The 18440-nt window shown below is 63.6% G+C and carries 6 protein-coding genes; 1 reads left to right on the forward strand and 5 read right to left on the reverse strand.

The annotated features are described in order from the left end of the window. Window positions 1-18 precede the first annotated feature (18 nt). On the forward strand, window positions 19-1464 hold the full coding sequence (locus tag G6N20_RS08265; RefSeq protein ID WP_083051940.1) for a condensation domain-containing protein: 1446 nt from the start codon (window positions 19-21) through the stop codon (window positions 1462-1464). Window positions 1465-2356: 892 nt separating this feature from the next. Here G6N20_RS08265 and G6N20_RS08270 read toward each other — a convergent pair. From G6N20_RS08270 to G6N20_RS21770, 5 genes are all read right to left on the reverse strand, one after another. Further along, window positions 2357-3184, reverse strand: a complete 828-nt coding sequence (locus G6N20_RS08270) for a phthiotriol/phenolphthiotriol dimycocerosates methyltransferase (protein ID WP_083051934.1) — start codon at window positions 3182-3184, stop codon at window positions 2357-2359. 365 nt (window positions 3185-3549) lie between these two features. Then, complete coding sequence (locus G6N20_RS22395; RefSeq protein ID WP_332102924.1) at window positions 3550-7947, reverse strand: SDR family NAD(P)-dependent oxidoreductase; 4398 nt, start codon at window positions 7945-7947, stop codon at window positions 3550-3552. Beyond that, complete coding sequence (locus G6N20_RS22400; protein ID WP_232065467.1) at window positions 7886-9541, reverse strand: type I polyketide synthase; 1656 nt, start codon at window positions 9539-9541, stop codon at window positions 7886-7888. The genes G6N20_RS22395 and G6N20_RS22400 overlap by 62 nt, the downstream gene beginning before the upstream one ends. A gap of 158 nt (window positions 9542-9699) precedes the next feature. Further along, window positions 9700-13836: an SDR family NAD(P)-dependent oxidoreductase gene (locus tag G6N20_RS21760; RefSeq protein ID WP_197745500.1), complete on the reverse strand. Its 4137-nt coding sequence runs from the start codon at window positions 13834-13836 to the stop codon at window positions 9700-9702. Further along, entirely contained in the window at window positions 13760-18301 is a 4542-nt protein-coding gene (locus G6N20_RS21770; RefSeq protein ID WP_332102925.1) for a fatty-acid--AMP ligase, read from the reverse strand. The genes G6N20_RS21760 and G6N20_RS21770 overlap by 77 nt, the downstream gene beginning before the upstream one ends. Window positions 18302-18440: the final 139 nt, after the last annotated feature.

Here is an 18440-nt window from a genome sequence, read left to right on the forward strand (position 1 = left end):
GGAATCGTAGGAGGGACCGTGATCATCGGCGGGGGCTCGGCAGACGTCACTCTCGGCGCGGGAATAGTCCATGACTGGGATCCGGGAGCAGGTTCGGTCGTGGTGTGGCAGCCAACGCCTGCCTCGATTGCGAAAGCTCGCCAAGCGCCGGTAGTTACGGCGCCGCCCAGCTTCGCGCAAACCGGCCATTTGCGCGGCTATGTGGAATTCGAGGAGCGGGGACTCGATTATTCACGGCTGGTCATGGGCTCCTGGGAGATGCCCGGTAAATGCGATATCCGGACCATGACTCATGTCGTCAACGCGCACCTTCGCCGCCACGACACCTACCGCACTTGGTTCGAGTACAAGGACGCCAACAATATAATTCGGCACAAAATAAGCGATCCTCGTGATATCCAACTGGCTCCGATTCAGCTTGGTCAGTTGACGCAACCTGAATGGCGAGACCTGGTCTTATCCGTTCCGGATCCGCTGCAGTGGGATTGCTTCAGGTTCGGCCTAATTCAGCATGCCAACCACTGCACTCTTTTTGCCATTGTCGATCATCTGCACTGCGACCCAGCTCTGGTTTCCTCGCTGTATGTAGAGATTCTGACCAACTACAATGCTCTGGTAGAGGGCAAACCGCCGGTGACATTTCCTCCCGCGGCCAGTCATGAGGAGTTCTGCACTCGGGAGAGGCAGAGGGCCGATGCTATGACCTTGGATTCCTCTGAGGTCCGCAAATGGATTGAGTTCGCCGAGAACAACGGTGGAGGCATGCCGGAGTTCCCATTGCCGCTGGGAGACCAGTCTGTACACTGTGGCGGCGATATCATCGTCGAGCGGCTGATGGGTCCAGAGCAAACCGCTAAATTCGAAGCAAACTGCGTCGCAGCAGGTGCTCGCTTCAGTGGCGGGTTGTTCACCTGCGCAGCCTTGGCCCACTATGAGTTGACCGGTCAGGCAAACTACTACGGGCTTACCCCCCTGGATAAGCGGAGTTTTCCCGCTGAATACATGACAATGGGCTGGTTCACCGGCATCGTGCCGTTCAGCGTGCCGATCGACCACAACTCCTTCGAGGAGACCGCCCGTGCGGCTCAGGCGTCATTCGACGAAAACCTAGACCTTGCGCACGTGCCTTACCATCGCGTACTGGAATTGGCACCCTGGCTGAAACCACATACGTCACAGTTCTACATGATGAACTACATGGACGCCGGGCTTCCTCCCCTTTCCGCTGTCGTCGCAACCGCATTGAAAGGGCGGAATGCAACCGCGTACGACGACGGCAGGAACCCGGCTTACCTGTATTTCTCGGTGATTCGGCTCTTCGACGAGGTATCCATTATGGCGAAATTCCCCAATAACCCGATTGCCCGCGAGTCCGTCACCCGCTACGTTGAGGTGCTCAAGTCGGTGTATGAACGGATCGCCGAAGGTCGGCACGCAGCCGCGGCAGTTCAAGTAGTGCGATAGGAATCGACGCGGTCAATTGCCCAACGGTAACGAGGGAATGACAGGGTAACCGGGCATTAGGCGCTACGCGAAGGCCCTCGTGCGCCCATCGCAAGGTGGGGGTTCAGGCTCTCTCCGGTTGAGAGAAATGTCACACAGCGATATTGCCATCCACCTCGCTATTGGTCCCGACGCAGACCGGAAGCAGATTGTATAGCGTTGCGCCGGCCCATGTGAGAGTATTGGCCAAAATCGCCTACGGGACTTATTACGGGCGTGCGCCAGCCAAGCCTCGGGGAGATAGCAGCCTGTGCGGGCGGGCCGATCGACCTGCCCGTCCTGCGGCGGGGTGCTGGCGGGTTGGGGTCGGACCTGGCGGTGGCACGGCCGCAGGGGCTGGTGGAGCTTGTCTCCGCGTCGGTCGCGGTTTACCGGCCGCCGGGTGACGCAGGTGTTGTTGCCGGTAACGGCGTTGCTGCCGCGCACCGACACGGCGGCGGTGATCGTAGCGTGCTGGCGACGAAGGCCACGCGCCGGGTGGGGGATTTCGTCGGATCGCCGCTGCGGCCATCGGGCGCCGGTTTTCGCTCCTCCGTGGTGTCGCTGGCCGAGACCGCGATGGCGGTATTGGCACCCAGCTGGGATGGGCGCGGCGGAACGCACCCTGACCTGACACACAACGCAACTTCCACCGACTCGGCCTCACCGGCCGCGCTACCGGGTCGATGCCGGCCGTGTTCGGCCGGGTTCGATGCCGAGCACCCCTAACGCCCAGCGGACCGGACATGCGTTGCACGGCCAACGAATTAGGGCTCGCAAGACGTATCCGCCTGCATTCGTTTAGTTTTGGCGGTATCGAACTCCGGATTAGCACAGTGATGTGCTTGTGGCACAACGCCTTCGGTGCTCTGGCTCATTCCTTGACGAAGCAGTACACCCGGTATGAAACATCGCCGTTTTCCAGACGACGATAGATCAGCGAGTCGGAGCCGCTGGCGAAATCGTTGGCAATCTTCTGCAGGAACCCGATTTTCGGCAGACGACTACTGATTTGGCCCAGCAGCCGATTGTCTTCAAGCCCCCGCATAACCTCCGCATTGATGACCTGCTCGGACACCATCCGCATGGGAGCGTCGGCAAGCGCCGCCTCCCACGCGGGCACTGCTTCGGCGTCCCGCAGATCGGCGTACAAGAAATGACCGCTCGGGCGTAGCACGCGCGCCACTTCGTTGAGGAAACCGGCGAAGTCAATGTAGTGAATCGCGGCTTCGATATTGATCACCGCGTCGAAGGACTCATCGAAAAACGGCAGGCGCTCGGCGTTGCCTTGTACGAATTGCAGGCCGGGTAGCTGGTGTCTCTTTCGGCAGAACTCGATGCCGACATTGTTTAAATCCAGGCCCGTGTAGGAGGCGGGGTGCATGGTCCGCATGATGTACGAAGCGCCACCACCGTGGCCGCAACTGACCTCGAGCACCTGTTTGCCCTTGAGATCTACCTGGGCTGCCGTGCGGTGATAGAGCTGGATCGGCAGCCGGTCGGGCTCATCGGACGCCGCCAGCGGCAGGCCCATCGGAGGATCCTCTTCGTATCCCCAATTGAGGAACAATACGTCGTCCCTGGTGAGCAAGCGGCTTAGGAAGCGGTAACCGTACTTGAAGCGCAAATTGAGGAGTTTCAGGAAAGTTGGGTTGCGGTTCAGCCGGTAGATAACCTTTTCGGTCGGCGTACGTAGCACCATCGGGCCAGTATGACATGAACAGTGGCAGCAACATGGCGAAACGGAAAGAGCATCCAGGCGCCACCGGCGCCGGCCCACGGGCGCGGCCCTTCGGTTTCCAGATCGGCGCAGATTCACGAGACCTCCCTTCGGAGGTTCCGCTATCGGCGCCCAAGGCTTTGACCAGATCGTCGACCTTGCGGGGAGCGCAGCTCCCGGCTCTCCTCGCTGGACATCCCCGCAGCCTCACCGGCGTCGATCTCGGCCTGGCGCACCCCACTTGCGTAGCATCGCCGCGTTCATCCCCCGGTAATGGCCTCATCGCCGCCCACTAAACGCTTGGGATTCGGCAGGCTATGGGAGCCAAGTCACGCGACAATGCTCTGCTAGCAGTCGATCTCTGCGTTCAGGTCGAATTCGGCGAAGGTACTCGAAACAAGCTCGCGCAGCTCGCTTTTCGTATTCTGTCGCCCAAGCAGGTATGCGGAGATACTGATGGAGATTTTCCCGCGGCCTCTGCCGGAAAACACCAACAGTCGGCCACCCATGCTCTCGAGGGTGCTCTTTGTGATACCGGGCTCGGAACCTCGTATGTAGACATAGTCGGCATCGGTACCGTCGGGCCGGTTCATCGCCGGGGGCATGTCACCCACATTTGAGCACGTCACGCTGGCACCACCACCGGCTACCCCGGCGAGCCTCCTGGCCACCCTCTTCGGTATCATCGGCGCCAGTGCGAGCGGCGCCAAATACTCGTCGTCGGGGTTTTCCATCGCTTCCAGGATTGCCTGCGTGATCGCGGCCTGCATCTCGCCGAGGTCCCTTGTCGCGGGCGTCGGGTCGACTACAACGTCGACGTTCGTCAAGGCATTGCCACGAGTGTCGTCCGTGGTCCGTAGTGACACCACAAATCGTAGGGTGATTGTCCCGTCGTCATTGACACGCCCGGCTCTGACCGCGAGCCGCGACGCAATTCCCGCCACTAGCGAGTTACTGCTTGCATTAAGGCTTTTCGCACGAGCATCCCAATCTGACAGGTCGACGTATGCGGTCACGGAAGGCACATCTACTGTCTCATTGCCGCCCACCCCCGGGGCAGGTGGTGTGGTCTTGATCGCCGATTTGAACTCCTCGCGGTCACGCCGGAGCCGTCGAGCCACCGCGCCCAACGCCTGCGCAACGTCGGGCAGGTCTCGAACGGTTTGCCGAAGATCTTCCCGCACCGCCCGCCAGCGAGTGCGCGATCCCGCCGGGGGATAACCCAGATCCTGTGTTTTGCCCTCAGCGGCATCCGCGATCGCCTGGCCAAACCCGATGGCGTCGACGATCGTGTGCGTCGCCACCAGGGTCACCGCGGCCCCGCCGTCCTCCAGCATCAGCACCCCGAGATGCCAGGCGGGTCCCCACTCCGGGTCAAGGGGTAGGCGCGCCCGCTCGTCGGCCCACGCGGACACCGCGGCGCGGGGCCGTGGTTGTGCGGCGATATCGAGGTCCGCCGACTCGGGAGCCAAGACCCAGCGATCACGCGCGAATGGCAACGGGGAGCGTTCGATCCTGCGTCCCAACATCCCACGTCCGAGATTGCGGTGGAACCGCCGTAACCCATCGATGTCGACGGGACGGTCGTATACCCAGGTGACCTGCATCAGCGCGCCGTGAACCGCCCGCAGCGCGAGAAATCCCGCTTGGTCCAGGTATCCGAGCGTATTGTCCACCGGCTCGTCGCGGTGCATGCTGACCTGTGCCGCGGGTGCGGCTGGGACCGCAGGCGCAGCGGTGTCGGTTAATAGCTCGGCTAGGCGTGCGGCCAACGTGGCTGGGGTGGGATGGTCGAGGATGAGGGTTACCGGCAGGCTGAGACCGGTGTGTTGGTGCAGGGCGTTGCGAAGTTCCAGGGCGGTCAGCGAGTCGATGCCGAGGTCTTTAAACGCCAGATTGGGATCCAGCGCAGCCGTGTCGGGGTGAGCCAGCACGGTGGCAGTGACGCTGGCCACCAGTGTGGTCAAGGTGTGCAGCCGTTGTTCGGCAGTTTGACCGGCTAGCTCTTCCAAAAGCCCTGTGGCGCTCGCGGTCAATGCGCTGCTGGTTTCAGCGGTATCAGCGCGTGGCGCTAATTCGGCCAACAGGGGGTGGGCGCGACGGGCGGTGAACGCCGGCAAGAATCGATCCCATGCAACGTCGGCAATGGTGATCAGCGTGTCGTTCGCCTCGATGGATTGCTCCAGCGAGACCAGCGCAGTGCTGGGTGGGATCGGGTCGACGCCGATGCGTTGAAGGTAGTCGACGATCTCAGCCGGCATAGTGCCGGTCTCGTCAGCCCAAAGGCCAAACGCAGCCGACACCGCCAGGCATCCGTTGCTGCGCAACCCGGTGGCGAGCGCATCGAGATGGGCATTGGCGGCTGCATAGGCACCTTGTTGGACACCGCCCCACGTGGCTGCTGCGGAGGAAAACAGGATGAAGGTGTCCGGCAGTTCGTCCGCAAGCAACTCCACCAGGTTATCGGCGCCAACTGCCTTGGCCGCGAAGCTGTGCGCGACCTCTTCTACAGTGATGTCCGAGATCGTGTTCCATCCGATGGCCGCTGCGGCATGCACAACGGTCCTAATAGGTCCGTTCGCACTGCGAATATCGGCAAGCACGTCGGCCAACGCCAGCCGATCGCTCACATCGACGGATACCGATGTGGTGACGACCCCGCGCGCCTGGAGTTCTTGTTGCAGCTTGGCTAATTCGGGATCCTCGGCGGCCGTGCGGCTCAGTAGGACCAAGGGGTTGGCACCTTTTTCGGCTAGCCAGCCAATGACGTGCTTGCCCACCCTCCCGGTTGCGCCGGTGACCAAAGCTGGTCCGGCTGGTTCCCAACGACTGGCCCGTTCTACCCGCTCTAACGGCACCGGCGCCTCGATCAAGCGACGCACGCTGACACCGTTTCGGCGCATCGCGAGCTGGTCTTCCGGTTGTGCGCAGCTCAGTATCCCGTACAGGAGCTCGATGTCGTGCGGTGTCGCACCGTGCGAAAGGTCAACCAACCCGCCCCACTGGTCTGGGTACTCGAGACAAACTGACTGCCCAAGCCCCCATACGGCGGCCTGGTTCGGACTGGCCGGACCGTCATCGGTGGACACAGAAACCGCGCCTTGGGTGAGGACCCACAGTGGTATTCCGAGACCTGAGCCGCAAAGGGCTTGTGCCACACGAAGTGTCGAAAGCAGGCCGACCGATATCTCTGGATGATCCAGATGTGCCCGCTCGTTTGTCGCCAGGAAGGAGGCAATACCGTCACAGTGAGCCCGCGTCGCAGCATCGGTTAGCAAGGCGGACAACGAGGTTGAGGCGAGTTCGTCGGGTTCGACGGTAAGCACCTCGACAGCCTCCGGATACCGTGCGGACAAGCCGGTGATCCACACATCATCGGCTTGTTCGGGGAAGGCCAAGACCAGCCATCGACGACGTGTCGTTGGGAAAGTCTTCGGAGTAAAGGCTTGCCAGTCGACCCGGTAGCGCAACTTGTTGGCCGCTGACCGCACACCGAGCTCGGCGCGCCAGTGTCGCAACGCGCGCACGACAGCAGCGAGTGACACCTCGTCCTGGGTCTCGGTTAACCCCAACACCTGCGCGAAGGTGTCAACAGCCTCGGCATCGACCGCTCGCCACAACGCGCCCTCAACCGGGCCATTGCCGGCACCGACTTTGCCGGTGGTGGTGGGTGGGGTCAGCCAGTAGCGGCGGTGTTGGAAGGGGTAGGTGGGCAGTGCGACGGTGTGGGCGGTCGGGTAGAGGGCCGTCCAGGAGGGGCTGTGGCCGTGGTTGTGGAGTTGGGCCAGCGTGGTGGCCAGGCTGTCCTGGTCGGGGCGGTCGCGGTGCAAGGTGATGATCACCGCTGAGTGGGCCCGTCCGCTGGCTTGGGCCAAGGTGTCGGTAATGGCCGGGGCCAACACCGGATGCGGGGACAACTCCACAAACGTGCACTCACCGGCGGCCAGCCGCTCAAGCACACGGTCGTAGAAGCGCACCGGCTCACGCAGGTTGCGATACCAATACTCGGCGTCCATTTTGGTGGTGTCGAAAGCATCGACGCAAAACCTGTCGCCCACCGTGGAATACAACGGGATGGCCGCCGGGGCCGGAGCGAGGTCGGCCAGCTCGGCCAACAGGCGCTCACGCAGTGGTTCGACCTGAGCCGAGTGCGAGGCGTAATCCACCGCGATCGGCCGGATATGGATGCCCTCGCGCTCACAAACGGCGCCGAACTGCCCCATCGCGGTTGGCTCACCGCTAATGATGGTGTGCGACGGCCCGTTGATCGCCGCGATACCCAACGCCTGACCCCACGGCTGCAGCCGGGGCTGCACCTGCTCGGCACCGGCCAGCACCGAGGCCATCGCACCAGCACCGGCCAACGCACTCAGCGCTTGACTGCGCCGCGCCACAATACGCACCGCCTCAGGCAACGAAAACACCCCAGCGATATAGGCCGCGGCGATTTCGCCCTGCGAGTGACCGATCACCGCATCGGCAACAATGCCGTAGTGGCGCAACACCTCAGCCAACGACACCATCATGGTGAACAGCACCGGCTGCACCACATCCACCCGATCCAGCGCCGGGGCCCCCGACTGCTGACACAACACCTCACGCACCGACCAGCCCGTCAACGGACCCAACGCCTCATCACAGGCATCCACAGTGTCAGCAAACACCCGGTGATGTCGGTAAAGCTCACCCCCCCATCCCCAGGTACTGCCCACCCTGACCAGGCAACACGAACACCGTTTTGCCACGCAGATGCGCCAGGTAGTGGTGCTGCGTCAGCCGCGGATGCGCCTGCCCACCACGCAGCGCATCCAACGCCTCCAACAGGTCTTTCCGCGCATCAACACTGCCGACCGACGCCGTGATCACCGCCCGACGCGAGTGATGCGTGCGGGTCCGACCCAGGCTGTAGGCCACATCGGTCAAATCCAACTCAGGACGGGCCACCAGATGCCGGTGCAACCGGTCGGCCTGGGCGCACAACGCCTCCGGCGTGCGCGCCGACAACGCCCAAACCGGCAACCCAAACCCCACACCCTCACCGGCATGCTCACCTAAACCGTCCTCCGCCGCATCCGCCGGCGCAGGGGCCCGCTGCACGATCACATGCGCATTGGTGCCACTAATCCCAAACGACGACACCGCCGCGGTACGCGGATGATCGGTCACCGGCCACGGCACCGCCTCCGTCAACAACCGCACCGTACCCGCTGACCAGTCAATATGCGGACTAGGACGATCCACATTCAACGTCGGCGGCAAACAATCGTGATTCAGCGCCTCAACCATCTTGATCATCCCCGCCACCCCCGCGGCGGCCTGAGTGTGACCAATGTTGGACTTGACCGACCCCAACCACAACGGATGCTCACGATCACGCCGGGCGCCATACGTGGCGATCAACGCCTCCGCCTCGATCGGATCCCCCAACATAGTCCCCGTCCCATGGGCCTCAACCACATCCACCTGATCCAGCCCAATACCGGCATCGGCCACCGCCTGGGTAATCACCCGCTGCTGCGCCAGCCCACTGGGAGCCGTCAACCCATTGGAGGCACCATCCTGATTGACCGCCGACCCCACAATCACCGCCAACACCGGATGCCGATGGCGCCGAGCATCACTGAGCCGCTCCAACACCAACACCGCAGCCCCTTCACCAAAACAGGTGCCGTCAGCCGCGGCGGCAAACGCCTTACACCGCCCATCAGCAGCCAACCCCCGCTGCCGGGCGAACTCGGTAAACACCGACGGCGTCGTCATCACCGTCACCCCACCGGCCAACGCCAACGACGACTCACCATTGCGCAGCGACTGACACGCCAAATGCGTGGCCACCAACGACGACGAACACGCCGTGTCCACCGTGATCGCCGGACCCTGCAAACCCAGCGCATAGGCCACCCGCCCCGAAGCCACACTGGTGGACAAACCGGTTAGCGCATAGCCCTCCACCTCTTCTGAGCTGCTGCCCAAGCCATAGGCTTGCGCCCACGCCCCGACGAACACCCCGGTCGCCGAACCCACCAACCCCGCCGGATCAATTCGGGCGGTTTCCAACGCCTCCCAACACACCTCCAACAGCAACCGCTGCTGCGGATCCATGGTGAGGGCCTCCCGCCCCGAAATCCCGAAAAACTCCGCGTCAAAGCCGGCCGCATCATGCAGGAACGTCCCGGCGCGGGTGTAGGTCTTGCCCACCGCATCCGGATCCGGATCGAACAACTCCGCAAGATTCCAGCCCCGGTCAGACGGAAAACCCCCCACCGCATCAAAACCCCCCACCACCAGATCCCACAAACCCGCCGCCGAATCCACCCCACCCGGAAACCGACACGCCATCCCCACCACCGCAACCGGCTCGTCGACACGAGCAAGAAGAGCACGATTCTGTCGCTTCAGGCGCTCGATTTGTATGAGTGAGTCACGAAGCGCTTCAATTACTTCGTCGTTTTCAAAAGCCATTCTAAAGGTCAATTCTTATTTGCTGTAAGCCAGTGTTAGTTGTTCTTGTTGCTTCGCGCGATGTTCATCAGTTCATCAAGGCTCATGCTCGCGATGGCCTTCTCTTTAGGTTCCGCGCGGGGTGACTTTACGTCGGCCGCAATCTCGCGCAGCAGCGCCAAAATCCCCGACTCCGCAAGCCGCGTCTCTGGAATTACTGACAGGAGACGGTAAGCCTCGCCCTCCGGCAATTTTTGGATTCGGCTACTGGCGCCGTTTCCAGATAACTGGTCACGAAGGTATTTCGCCAAAGCTGCCGGGGTGGGGTAGTCGAAGGCCAGCGTTGCCGGCAGGCTGAGGCCAGTTTGCTGGTTGATGTTGTTGCGCAGCTCCAGAGTGGTCAGTGAATCGATACCGAGGTCTTTGAAAGGACGGTCGATATCGAGGGCGGCCGGGTCCGGGTGAGCCAACACCGCCGCGGTGGCGCTGGCCACCATGGTGGTCAAGGTGTGGAGTTGCTGTTCGGCGGTTTGACCGGCCAGCCGCGCCGCCAACCCCTTGGAGCTGGCGGTGGCGGCTTGGGGGCGGCTGGTGGTCAAGGCGGACAGGATCGGGTCCAAGACGTTGTTGCGTGCGCGGCGGCTCAAGACAGCGCTGTTGACCGGGCTGGCCACCAGGTTTGGACGCGGACCGCTGAGCGCGGCGTCGAAAAGGACCAAGCCCTGGTCCCGGGTGATCGGGATCATTCCGGCGCCGGTAAGGCGGGTCAAGTCGGTGGTGCTGAGGTGGCCGGTCATGCCGCTGGGGGTTTGCCAGTAACCCCACGCCACGCTGGTTGCCGGGTGTTGGGTGTGATGGCGGAGGCGGGCCAGCGCATCCAGGAACCCGTTGGCGGCCGCGTAGTTGGCTTGTCCGGGGCTGCCCAGTATTCCCGCCGCCGATGAGAACAACACAAACGCGGCGAGATCGCGCTCGGCGGTGAGCTCATGGAGGTGCCAGGCGGCGTCGGCTTTGGCGGCCAGAACGGCATCGAGCTGCTGTGGGGTGAGTTCGGCGACCACGGCGTCGTCTAAGACGCCGGCGGCGTGGATGACCGCGGTCAACGGGTGGTCCGCGGCGATGGTGTCAAGCGCGGCGGCCAGTTCGGCGCGGTCGCTGGTGTCACAAGCGGTGATAGCCACTTGAGCGCCCAGCCCGGCCAAGCGTTGTTGCAGCTCACTGGCGCCTGGAGCGTTGGGTCCGCGGCGCGACAGCAGCAGCAGATGCCTGATGCCGTAGCGAGTGACGAGATGTTCGGCGAAGATCGCGCCCAGCATCCCACTACCACCGGTGATCAGCACCGTACCCTCGGGATCCAACGACGTGGGTGGGGTCAGCACAATCTTTCCGGTATGGCGGGCCTGGCTCATGTCTCGGAAGGCTTGGGGCGCATTCAGCAGGCCGTAGCTGGTGGTCGGCAACGGCTTGAGGACGCCGGAGGCAAACAGCGGCATCAGTGTCGTCCATGCTCGCAGCAGCAAGTCCGGTGCCACACTGCCCAGATCGTAGGCCTGATAGTGGACGCCAGGATGAGCCGCGGCGACCTCGTCGGCCAAGCGAACATCGGTCTTGCCAATCTCGACGAAGGTGCCGCCGCGGGGTAGCAGTCGCAGCGAGGCGTCGACGAAATCTCCCCGCAGGCTGTCGAGCACGACGTCCATGCCCTGACCACCGGTGGCCTCGCTAAAGGTGTCGACAAAATCTAGCGTGCGCGACGAGGCGATGTGCCGACGGTCGACCCCCAAGTCGATAAGCACGTGATGCTTGTTCGGATGCGCGGTGGCGAATATTTCGGCACCGAGGTGGCGGGCGATCTGAATGGCGGCCTGCCCCACTCCCCCAGCGCCGGCGTGGATGAGCACCCGCTGCCCCGCCGACAGCCCGGCGATTTCAACCAAGGCGATATAAGCGGTCAAAAACACCGTAGGAACCGTGGCCGCCTGGGCAAACGACCACCCCGACGGGATGCCCACCACCGCGCGGTGGTCGGTGACAGCCCTGGTCGAAAAAGCGTTGGGGAATAGACCCATCACCGCATCACCAGGCCGAACGCTGGTGACGTCGGCGGCGGTCTCGAGGACCACCCCCGCGGCTTCCGCGCCGAGCCCCTCATCGCCGATGGCTCCTAACGCCACCACCACGTCATGAAAGTTGAGGCCTGCGGCACGAACCTGGATGCGGACTTGTCCGGGAGCCAGCTCCGCGGGCTGACTGATGGGAACCAGCTTCAGGTTGGCCAAGTCACCTCGGCCGGTAGTGACCAAGTGCCAATCGGGCGCCTCGGGCAGCGCCAGGCTCGACGCGCGAGCCAAGCGCGGGACGTGCCTAATACCGTTGCGCAGGGCCAGCTGCGGCTCACCTGCCGGTCTTTTCGAGGCGGTGGCTACCAGCTTGTCCCTGCTAGCAGCGGTGTCATCGGTGTCGAGCAGGACAATTCGGTTAGGTTGCTCTTTTTGAGCGGTGTGGACTAACGCCCAGATCGCCGCATGCGCCAGATCGGGGGCACGGTCATAAGCGCCGACGTTGACCGCCCCCGAGGTGATGATCATCAGCTGGGTGTCGGCGGTCTCGGGCCGAACCAGCCAGCGCTGCAGCTGGGACAAAACATGGTGCGTCAAAGCGCGCACTCGCCGCAGCGGGTCTGTGTCTGCGGCCCGCTCCCCGGGTCGGGGTATCAACCAGAGCACCAACTCCGGACACGGGGTCAAGGTGGCCAGGTCGGTGTGGATCGCACCTTTGGCCAGGTCGGCCGGCAGCTGCTCGGGTGCATCGGTGCACACCGCCCACGTCGGTGGTTCGGCCAAGGAATCGGGGCCACCGGACACGTCAGGCAGCGAGAGCCAATTCATCTCGAACAAGCTGTCCGATACGCCAGCCATCGGGGCCGGCCCGGCGAGGTGGTCGGGCACCGCACGCAAGGTCAACGAATTGACGGTGATCACCGGCGCACCGGTGGGATCGGTCGCGCACAGTTCGAAGGTGTCCTCGCCAATGCGGGTCAGCTGGACATCCAGCTGGGTGGCCGCGGTGGCATACAATCTGACCCCGCTGAACACGAACGGAAGCCGCAGCGACGCGGAGTCGGCTTCACCGCCATCGTCCAGCAGGGTTGCTAACGGGTGCAGGGCGGCATCCAACAGGGCGGGGTGGATCCCGTAGCCGGCGACGCCGGTGCCGGCAGGCAACGCCACCTCGGCATGGACAACCTCGGGTCGAGCCGGGTCGGTACCGATCCCCTGCAGCGATTGGAACAGACCGCTGTAGCGATAGCCCCGTTGGGCTAGGCGTGCATAGAAGTCTTCCCGGTCAAGGTCCTCCACCGCCGACGTCGGCGCGGGCAAGTCCTGGGCAGCGGGCTGATCAGCGCTTAACGCCCCACTAGCGTGCAATGTCCACGCCCCCGATTGGCCACCGGTGCGCGAATGGACGCGAAACGGTCGCCGCCCGCGCTCATCGGGAGGCTGCACCACGATCTGCAGATCCGTCGACGCATCTGCCGACAGAACCAGAGGAGCATGCAGGATCAACTCATCGATCGTGGGGCAGTCGCTGAGCTCACCGGCCCGCAGGATCACCTCCAGGAATCCCGCCGCGGGGAACAACACGGTGTCCTTGACCTGATGACCGGCCAGCCAGCCTTGCGTGCCGAGCGATAGCCGCCCGCTGACGATGACCTGGTCTTGGTCGGCCAGCGCGGCGACTGCGCCCAACAAGGGATGCTCCGCTCGGTCCAGGCCGAGCTCCGAAGCGTTGCCGGTGGTGGTGGGTGGGGTCAGCCAGTAGCGGCGGTGTTGGAAGGGGTAGGTGGGCAGTGCGACGGTGTGGGCGGTCGGGTAGAGGGCCGTCCAGGAGGGGCTGTGGCCGTGGTTGTGGAGTTGGGCCAGCGTGGTGGCCAGGCTGTCCTGGTCGGGGCGGTCGCGGTGCAAGGTGATGATCACCGCTGAGTGGGCCCGTCCGCTGGCTTGGGCCAAGGTGTCGGTAATGGCCGGGGCCAACACCGGATGCGGGGACAACTCCACAAACGTGCACTCACCGGCGGCCAGCCGCTCAAGCACACGGTCGTAGAAGCGCACCGGCTCACGCAGGTTGCGATACCAATACTCGGCGTCCATTTTGGTGGTGTCGAAAGCATCGACGCAAAACCTGTCGCCCACCGTGGAATACAACGGGATGGCCGCCGGGGCGGAGCGAGGTCGGCCAGCTCGGCCAACAGGCGCTCACGCAGTGGTTCGACCTGAGCCGAGTGCGAGGCGTAATCCACCGCGATCGGCCGGATATGGATGCCCTCGCGCTCACAAACGGCGCCGAACTGCCCCATCGCGGTTGGCTCACCGCTAATGATGGTGTGCGACGGCCCGTTGATCGCCGCGATACCCAACGCCTGACCCACGGCTGCAGCCGGGGCTGCACCTGCTCGGCACCGGCCAGCACCGAGGCCATCGCACCAGCACCGGCCAACGCACTCAGCGCTTGACTGCGCCGCGCCACAATACGCACCGCCTCAGGCAACGAAAACACCCCAGCGATATAGGCCGCGGCGATTTCGCCCTGCGAGTGACCGATCACCGCATCGGCAACAATGCCGTAGTGGCGCAACACCTCAGCCAACGACACCATCATGGTGAACAGCACCGGCTGCACCACATCCACCCGATCCAGCGCCGGGGCCCCCGACTGCTGACACAACACCTCACGCACCGACCAGCCCGTCAACGGACCCAACGCCTCATCACAGGCATCCACAGTGTCAGCAAACACCCGGTGATGTCGGTAAAGCTCACCCCCCATCCCCAGGTACTGCCCACCCTGACCAGGCAACACGAACACCGTTTTGCCACGCAGATGCGCCAGGTAGTGGTGCTGCGTCAGCCGCGGATGCGCCTGCCCACCACGCAGCGCATCCAACGCCTCCAACAGGTCTTTCCGCGCATCAACACTGCCGACCGACGCCGTGATCACCGCCCGACGCGAGTGATGCGTGCGGGTCCGACCCAGGCTGTAGGCCACATCGGTCAAATCCAACTCAGGACGGGCCACCAGATGCCGGTGCAACCGGTCGGCCTGGGCGCACAACGCCTCCGGCGTGCGCGCCGACAACGCCCAAACCGGCAACCCAAACCCCACACCCTCACCGGCATGCTCACCTAAACCGTCCTCCGCCGCATCCGCCGGCGCAGGGGCCCGCTGCACGATCACATGCGCATTGGTGCCACTAATCCCAAACGACGACACCGCCGCGGTACGCGGATGATCGGTCACCGGCCACGGCACCGCCTCCGTCAACAACCGCACCGTACCCGCTGACCAGTCAATATGCGGACTAGGACGATCCACATTCAACGTCGGCGGCAAACAATCGTGATTCAGCGCCTCAACCATCTTGATCATCCCCGCCACCCCCGCGGCGGCCTGAGTGTGACCAATGTTGGACTTGACCGACCCCAACCACAACGGATGCTCACGATCACGCCGGGCGCCATACGTGGCGATCAACGCCTCCGCCTCGATCGGATCCCCCAACATAGTCCCCGTCCCATGGGCCTCAACCACATCCACCTGATCCAGCCCAATACCGGCATCGGCCACCGCCTGGGTAATCACCCGCTGCTGCGCCAGCCCACTGGGAGCCGTCAACCCATTGGAGGCACCATCCTGATTGACCGCCGACCCCACAATCACCGCCAACACCGGATGCCGATGGCGCCGAGCATCACTGAGCCGCTCCAACACCAACACCGCAGCCCCTTCACCCCACCCGGTGCCGTCAGCCGCGGCGGCAAACGCCTTACACCGCCCATCAGCAGCCAACCCCCGCTGCCGGGCGAACTCGGTAAACACCGACGGCGTCGTCATCACCGTCACCCCACCGGCCAACGCCAACGACGACTCACCATTGCGCAGCGACTGACACGCCAAATGCGTGGCCACCAACGACGACGAACACGCCGTGTCCACCGTGATCGCCGGACCCTGCAAACCCAGCGCATAGGCCACCCGCCCCGAAGCCACACTGGTGGACAAACCGGTTAGCGCATAGCCCTCCACACCATCAGAACCGCTCCCGCCATAGGCTTGCGCCCACGCCCCGACGAACACCCCGGTCGCCGAACCCACCAACCCCGCCGGATCAATTCGGGCGGTTTCCAACGCCTCCCAACACACCTCCAACAGCAACCGCTGCTGCGGATCCATGGTGAGGGCCTCCCGCCCCGAAATCCCGAAAAACTCCGCGTCAAAGCCGGCCGCATCATGCAGGAACGTCCCGGCGCGGGTGTAGGTCTTGCCCACCGCATCCGGATCCGGATCGAACAACTCCGCAAGATTCCAGCCCCGGTCAGACGGAAAACCCCCCACCGCATCAAAACCCCCCACCACCAGATCCCACAAACCCGCCGCCGAATCCACCCCACCCGGAAACCGACACGCCATCCCCACCACCGCAACCGGCTCGTCTGTTTCCGCGCGCGACACCACCTGCACAGGCGCGGCGATCGACCCGCTCATCAGCTGACCCAGGTAGCTGGCCAGCGCGGCGGGCGTTGGGTAGTTAAACGCCGAGACGGGCGACAATGCCAGCCCCGTAACGGCTTTCAGCCGGTCAAGTAACTCGGTAGCTTTCACCGAGTCGAAACCCAAGTCCTGAAACGCGCATTCAGGGTCGATGTCGTCGGGTTTGAAATTGCCCAACACCGCTGCCGCCTGCGTGCACACAACCCCAACCAGCAGGTCATGTTCCTGCTGGCGGAGCGTGCGCAGCCGCTGGTTCAACGCCTGGTCGGCCACCGCGCCCGCACCGACGTCATCGAGCAGGTTCTGCCCTGACCGGCGGGTTAGCCCGTCGAGGCGGATGAACTCATCGCGCAGATACTGCTGTACACATTCCCTTCGTCTGACCTTGCCGCTTGTGGTGATGGGGATCGAACCAGGAGACACCAGAACGAGATCCGCCACGCTCAAACCATGCGACTTCATTATCGCTGCGGTGACCTCACGCCGCACGGCGCTCATCCTGTGCATCGCAGCCTCTTGGGACTCGTCGCGCTGCTTGAGTTCGATGATGGCGACCGGCTTTTCAGCGCCGTCATCATCGGGAACCGCGATCGCAACGCAGCGGCCACCGGTGATCTCCTGGATCGTCGCCTCGATGTCGTCCGCAGAGTGGTTGCGCCCGTACACAATTAGGAGGTCCTTGATCCGGCCGAGGATGAAAAGCTCACCGCCGGAACGGAAGCCCGAGTCCCCGGTTCGCAGCCATGGCCTCTCGGGCGTGCCCTCCGTCGGGTGAACAATCGTTGCACCGAACGTGCGCTTGGTCTCTTCAGGCTTTTGCCAATAGCCGGCAGCGACGTTGGCGCCATGCACCCAGATCTCGCCCACCGTTCCCTCTGGACATTCGACGCTCGTCTCGGGATCGACAATGCGCACCAACTGGGTATCCACGGTCCCGTAACTGACCAGCGGTGCACCCGTTTCACCGTCGCAGCGCTCAGCTTGGCCGTCGGGCAGTTTTGCGGAGTCAAAGTGGACAATTTTTGGCGGTTCGCCTGCCGTGCGGGTCGCGATGTAAACAGTCGCCTCTGCCATCCCATATGCGGGCCGCAGCACCGCGGGATCGAGGTTGAAGCGAGCGAACCGGTCAGAAAAGCGCTTGAGCGTCGCGGGCTGCACCCGCTCACTGCCGCTGAGGATCGCCCACACGCCGGAAAGATCGAGCCCCGCCATATCGTCATCTGATGTCTTGCGTGTCGCGATATCAAAAGCGAAGTTCGGTGCCGCCGACACTGCTCGAGTATTCGACGCCAGCATCTGCATCCATCGGGCCGGCCGCTGCAAGAACCCGACCGGGCTGGTGAGCTCGGCGCGCACACCGGCCAGGATGGGGCAAATCATGCCCAGCATGAAGCCCATGTCGTGATAGAACGGCAGCCACGACACCACCGTGGTGTCGGCTGGTGGGACCCCTCCGTAAACCCCGAAAAAGTCAGTCAACATCTGCTCGAAGTTGGCTAACACGTTGTCGTTCGAGACCATCACGCCGGCCGGGGTGCGCGTGGAACCGGAGGTGTACTGCAGATACAGGGTTTCCGGCGCTTCGGTACCGGCGGCGAGTAAGCCCAATCGCTGCCCAGCGTCTAGCTCCAGCAAATCAACTTCGACGATCGACGGCCCGTCTCGTCCAGTTTTCGGCTGTACATACGGGGCCAGGTTGTCGACGACAGCGGAGGTCGTGAGAACGACGGCGGGCAATGTGTCGGCCAACACCGAAGTGGTGCGCTCGTCGTGTGCGCCACCATAGGGAACCGAAAGCGGCACAGCGACGAGGCCGGCCTGCAACGAGGCCAGAAAACTCACGATGTAATCCAACCCCTGCGGTGCCAAGATCACTGCCCGGTCGCCGGTCGACCCGCATTGAACGAGCTCCTGTGCCAGGTTTGACGTTCGCCGGTACAGCTGCGACCACGTCAGACTTTCCGCAACTCCCGCCCAATCCTGCTCGTAATCAACGAAAGTGAACGCGATCTGATCAGGCTGCATACTGGCGCGCTCATGCAGCACAGCGGGTAGGGAGGACTCAACCACAACTCGACGATAGGGGATGAACAAACCGGCCGTGGGCATTTTTTGCCACGTCCGAACGATTTTTCCGCGCGCATGCGGGCTGACCAGCTACGCTCTGGTCACACGGGGGAGGCGGGGGTTCCGCGCAGCGCGGCGCGGTTTGCTCGGCGTTCCCTGAGCCGCCCGGATCGGAACTCGG

The organism is Mycobacterium shinjukuense (assembly GCF_010730055.1).
Lineage (GTDB): Bacteria > Actinomycetota > Actinomycetes > Mycobacteriales > Mycobacteriaceae > Mycobacterium > Mycobacterium shinjukuense.

Bases quoted from the DNA above. Each gene is read 5' to 3' on its own strand.
- G6N20_RS22400 (WP_232065467.1), bottom strand. From the start codon at position 9,541: ATGGCGTGTCGGTTTCCGGGTGGGGTGGATTCGGCGGCGGGTTTGTGG.
- G6N20_RS21770 (WP_332102925.1), bottom strand. From the start codon at position 18,301: ATGCCCACGGCCGGTTTGTTCATCCCCTATCGTCGAGTTGTGGTTGAG.
- G6N20_RS08270 (WP_083051934.1), bottom strand. From the start codon at position 3,184: ATGGTGCTACGTACGCCGACCGAAAAGGTTATCTACCGGCTGAACCGC.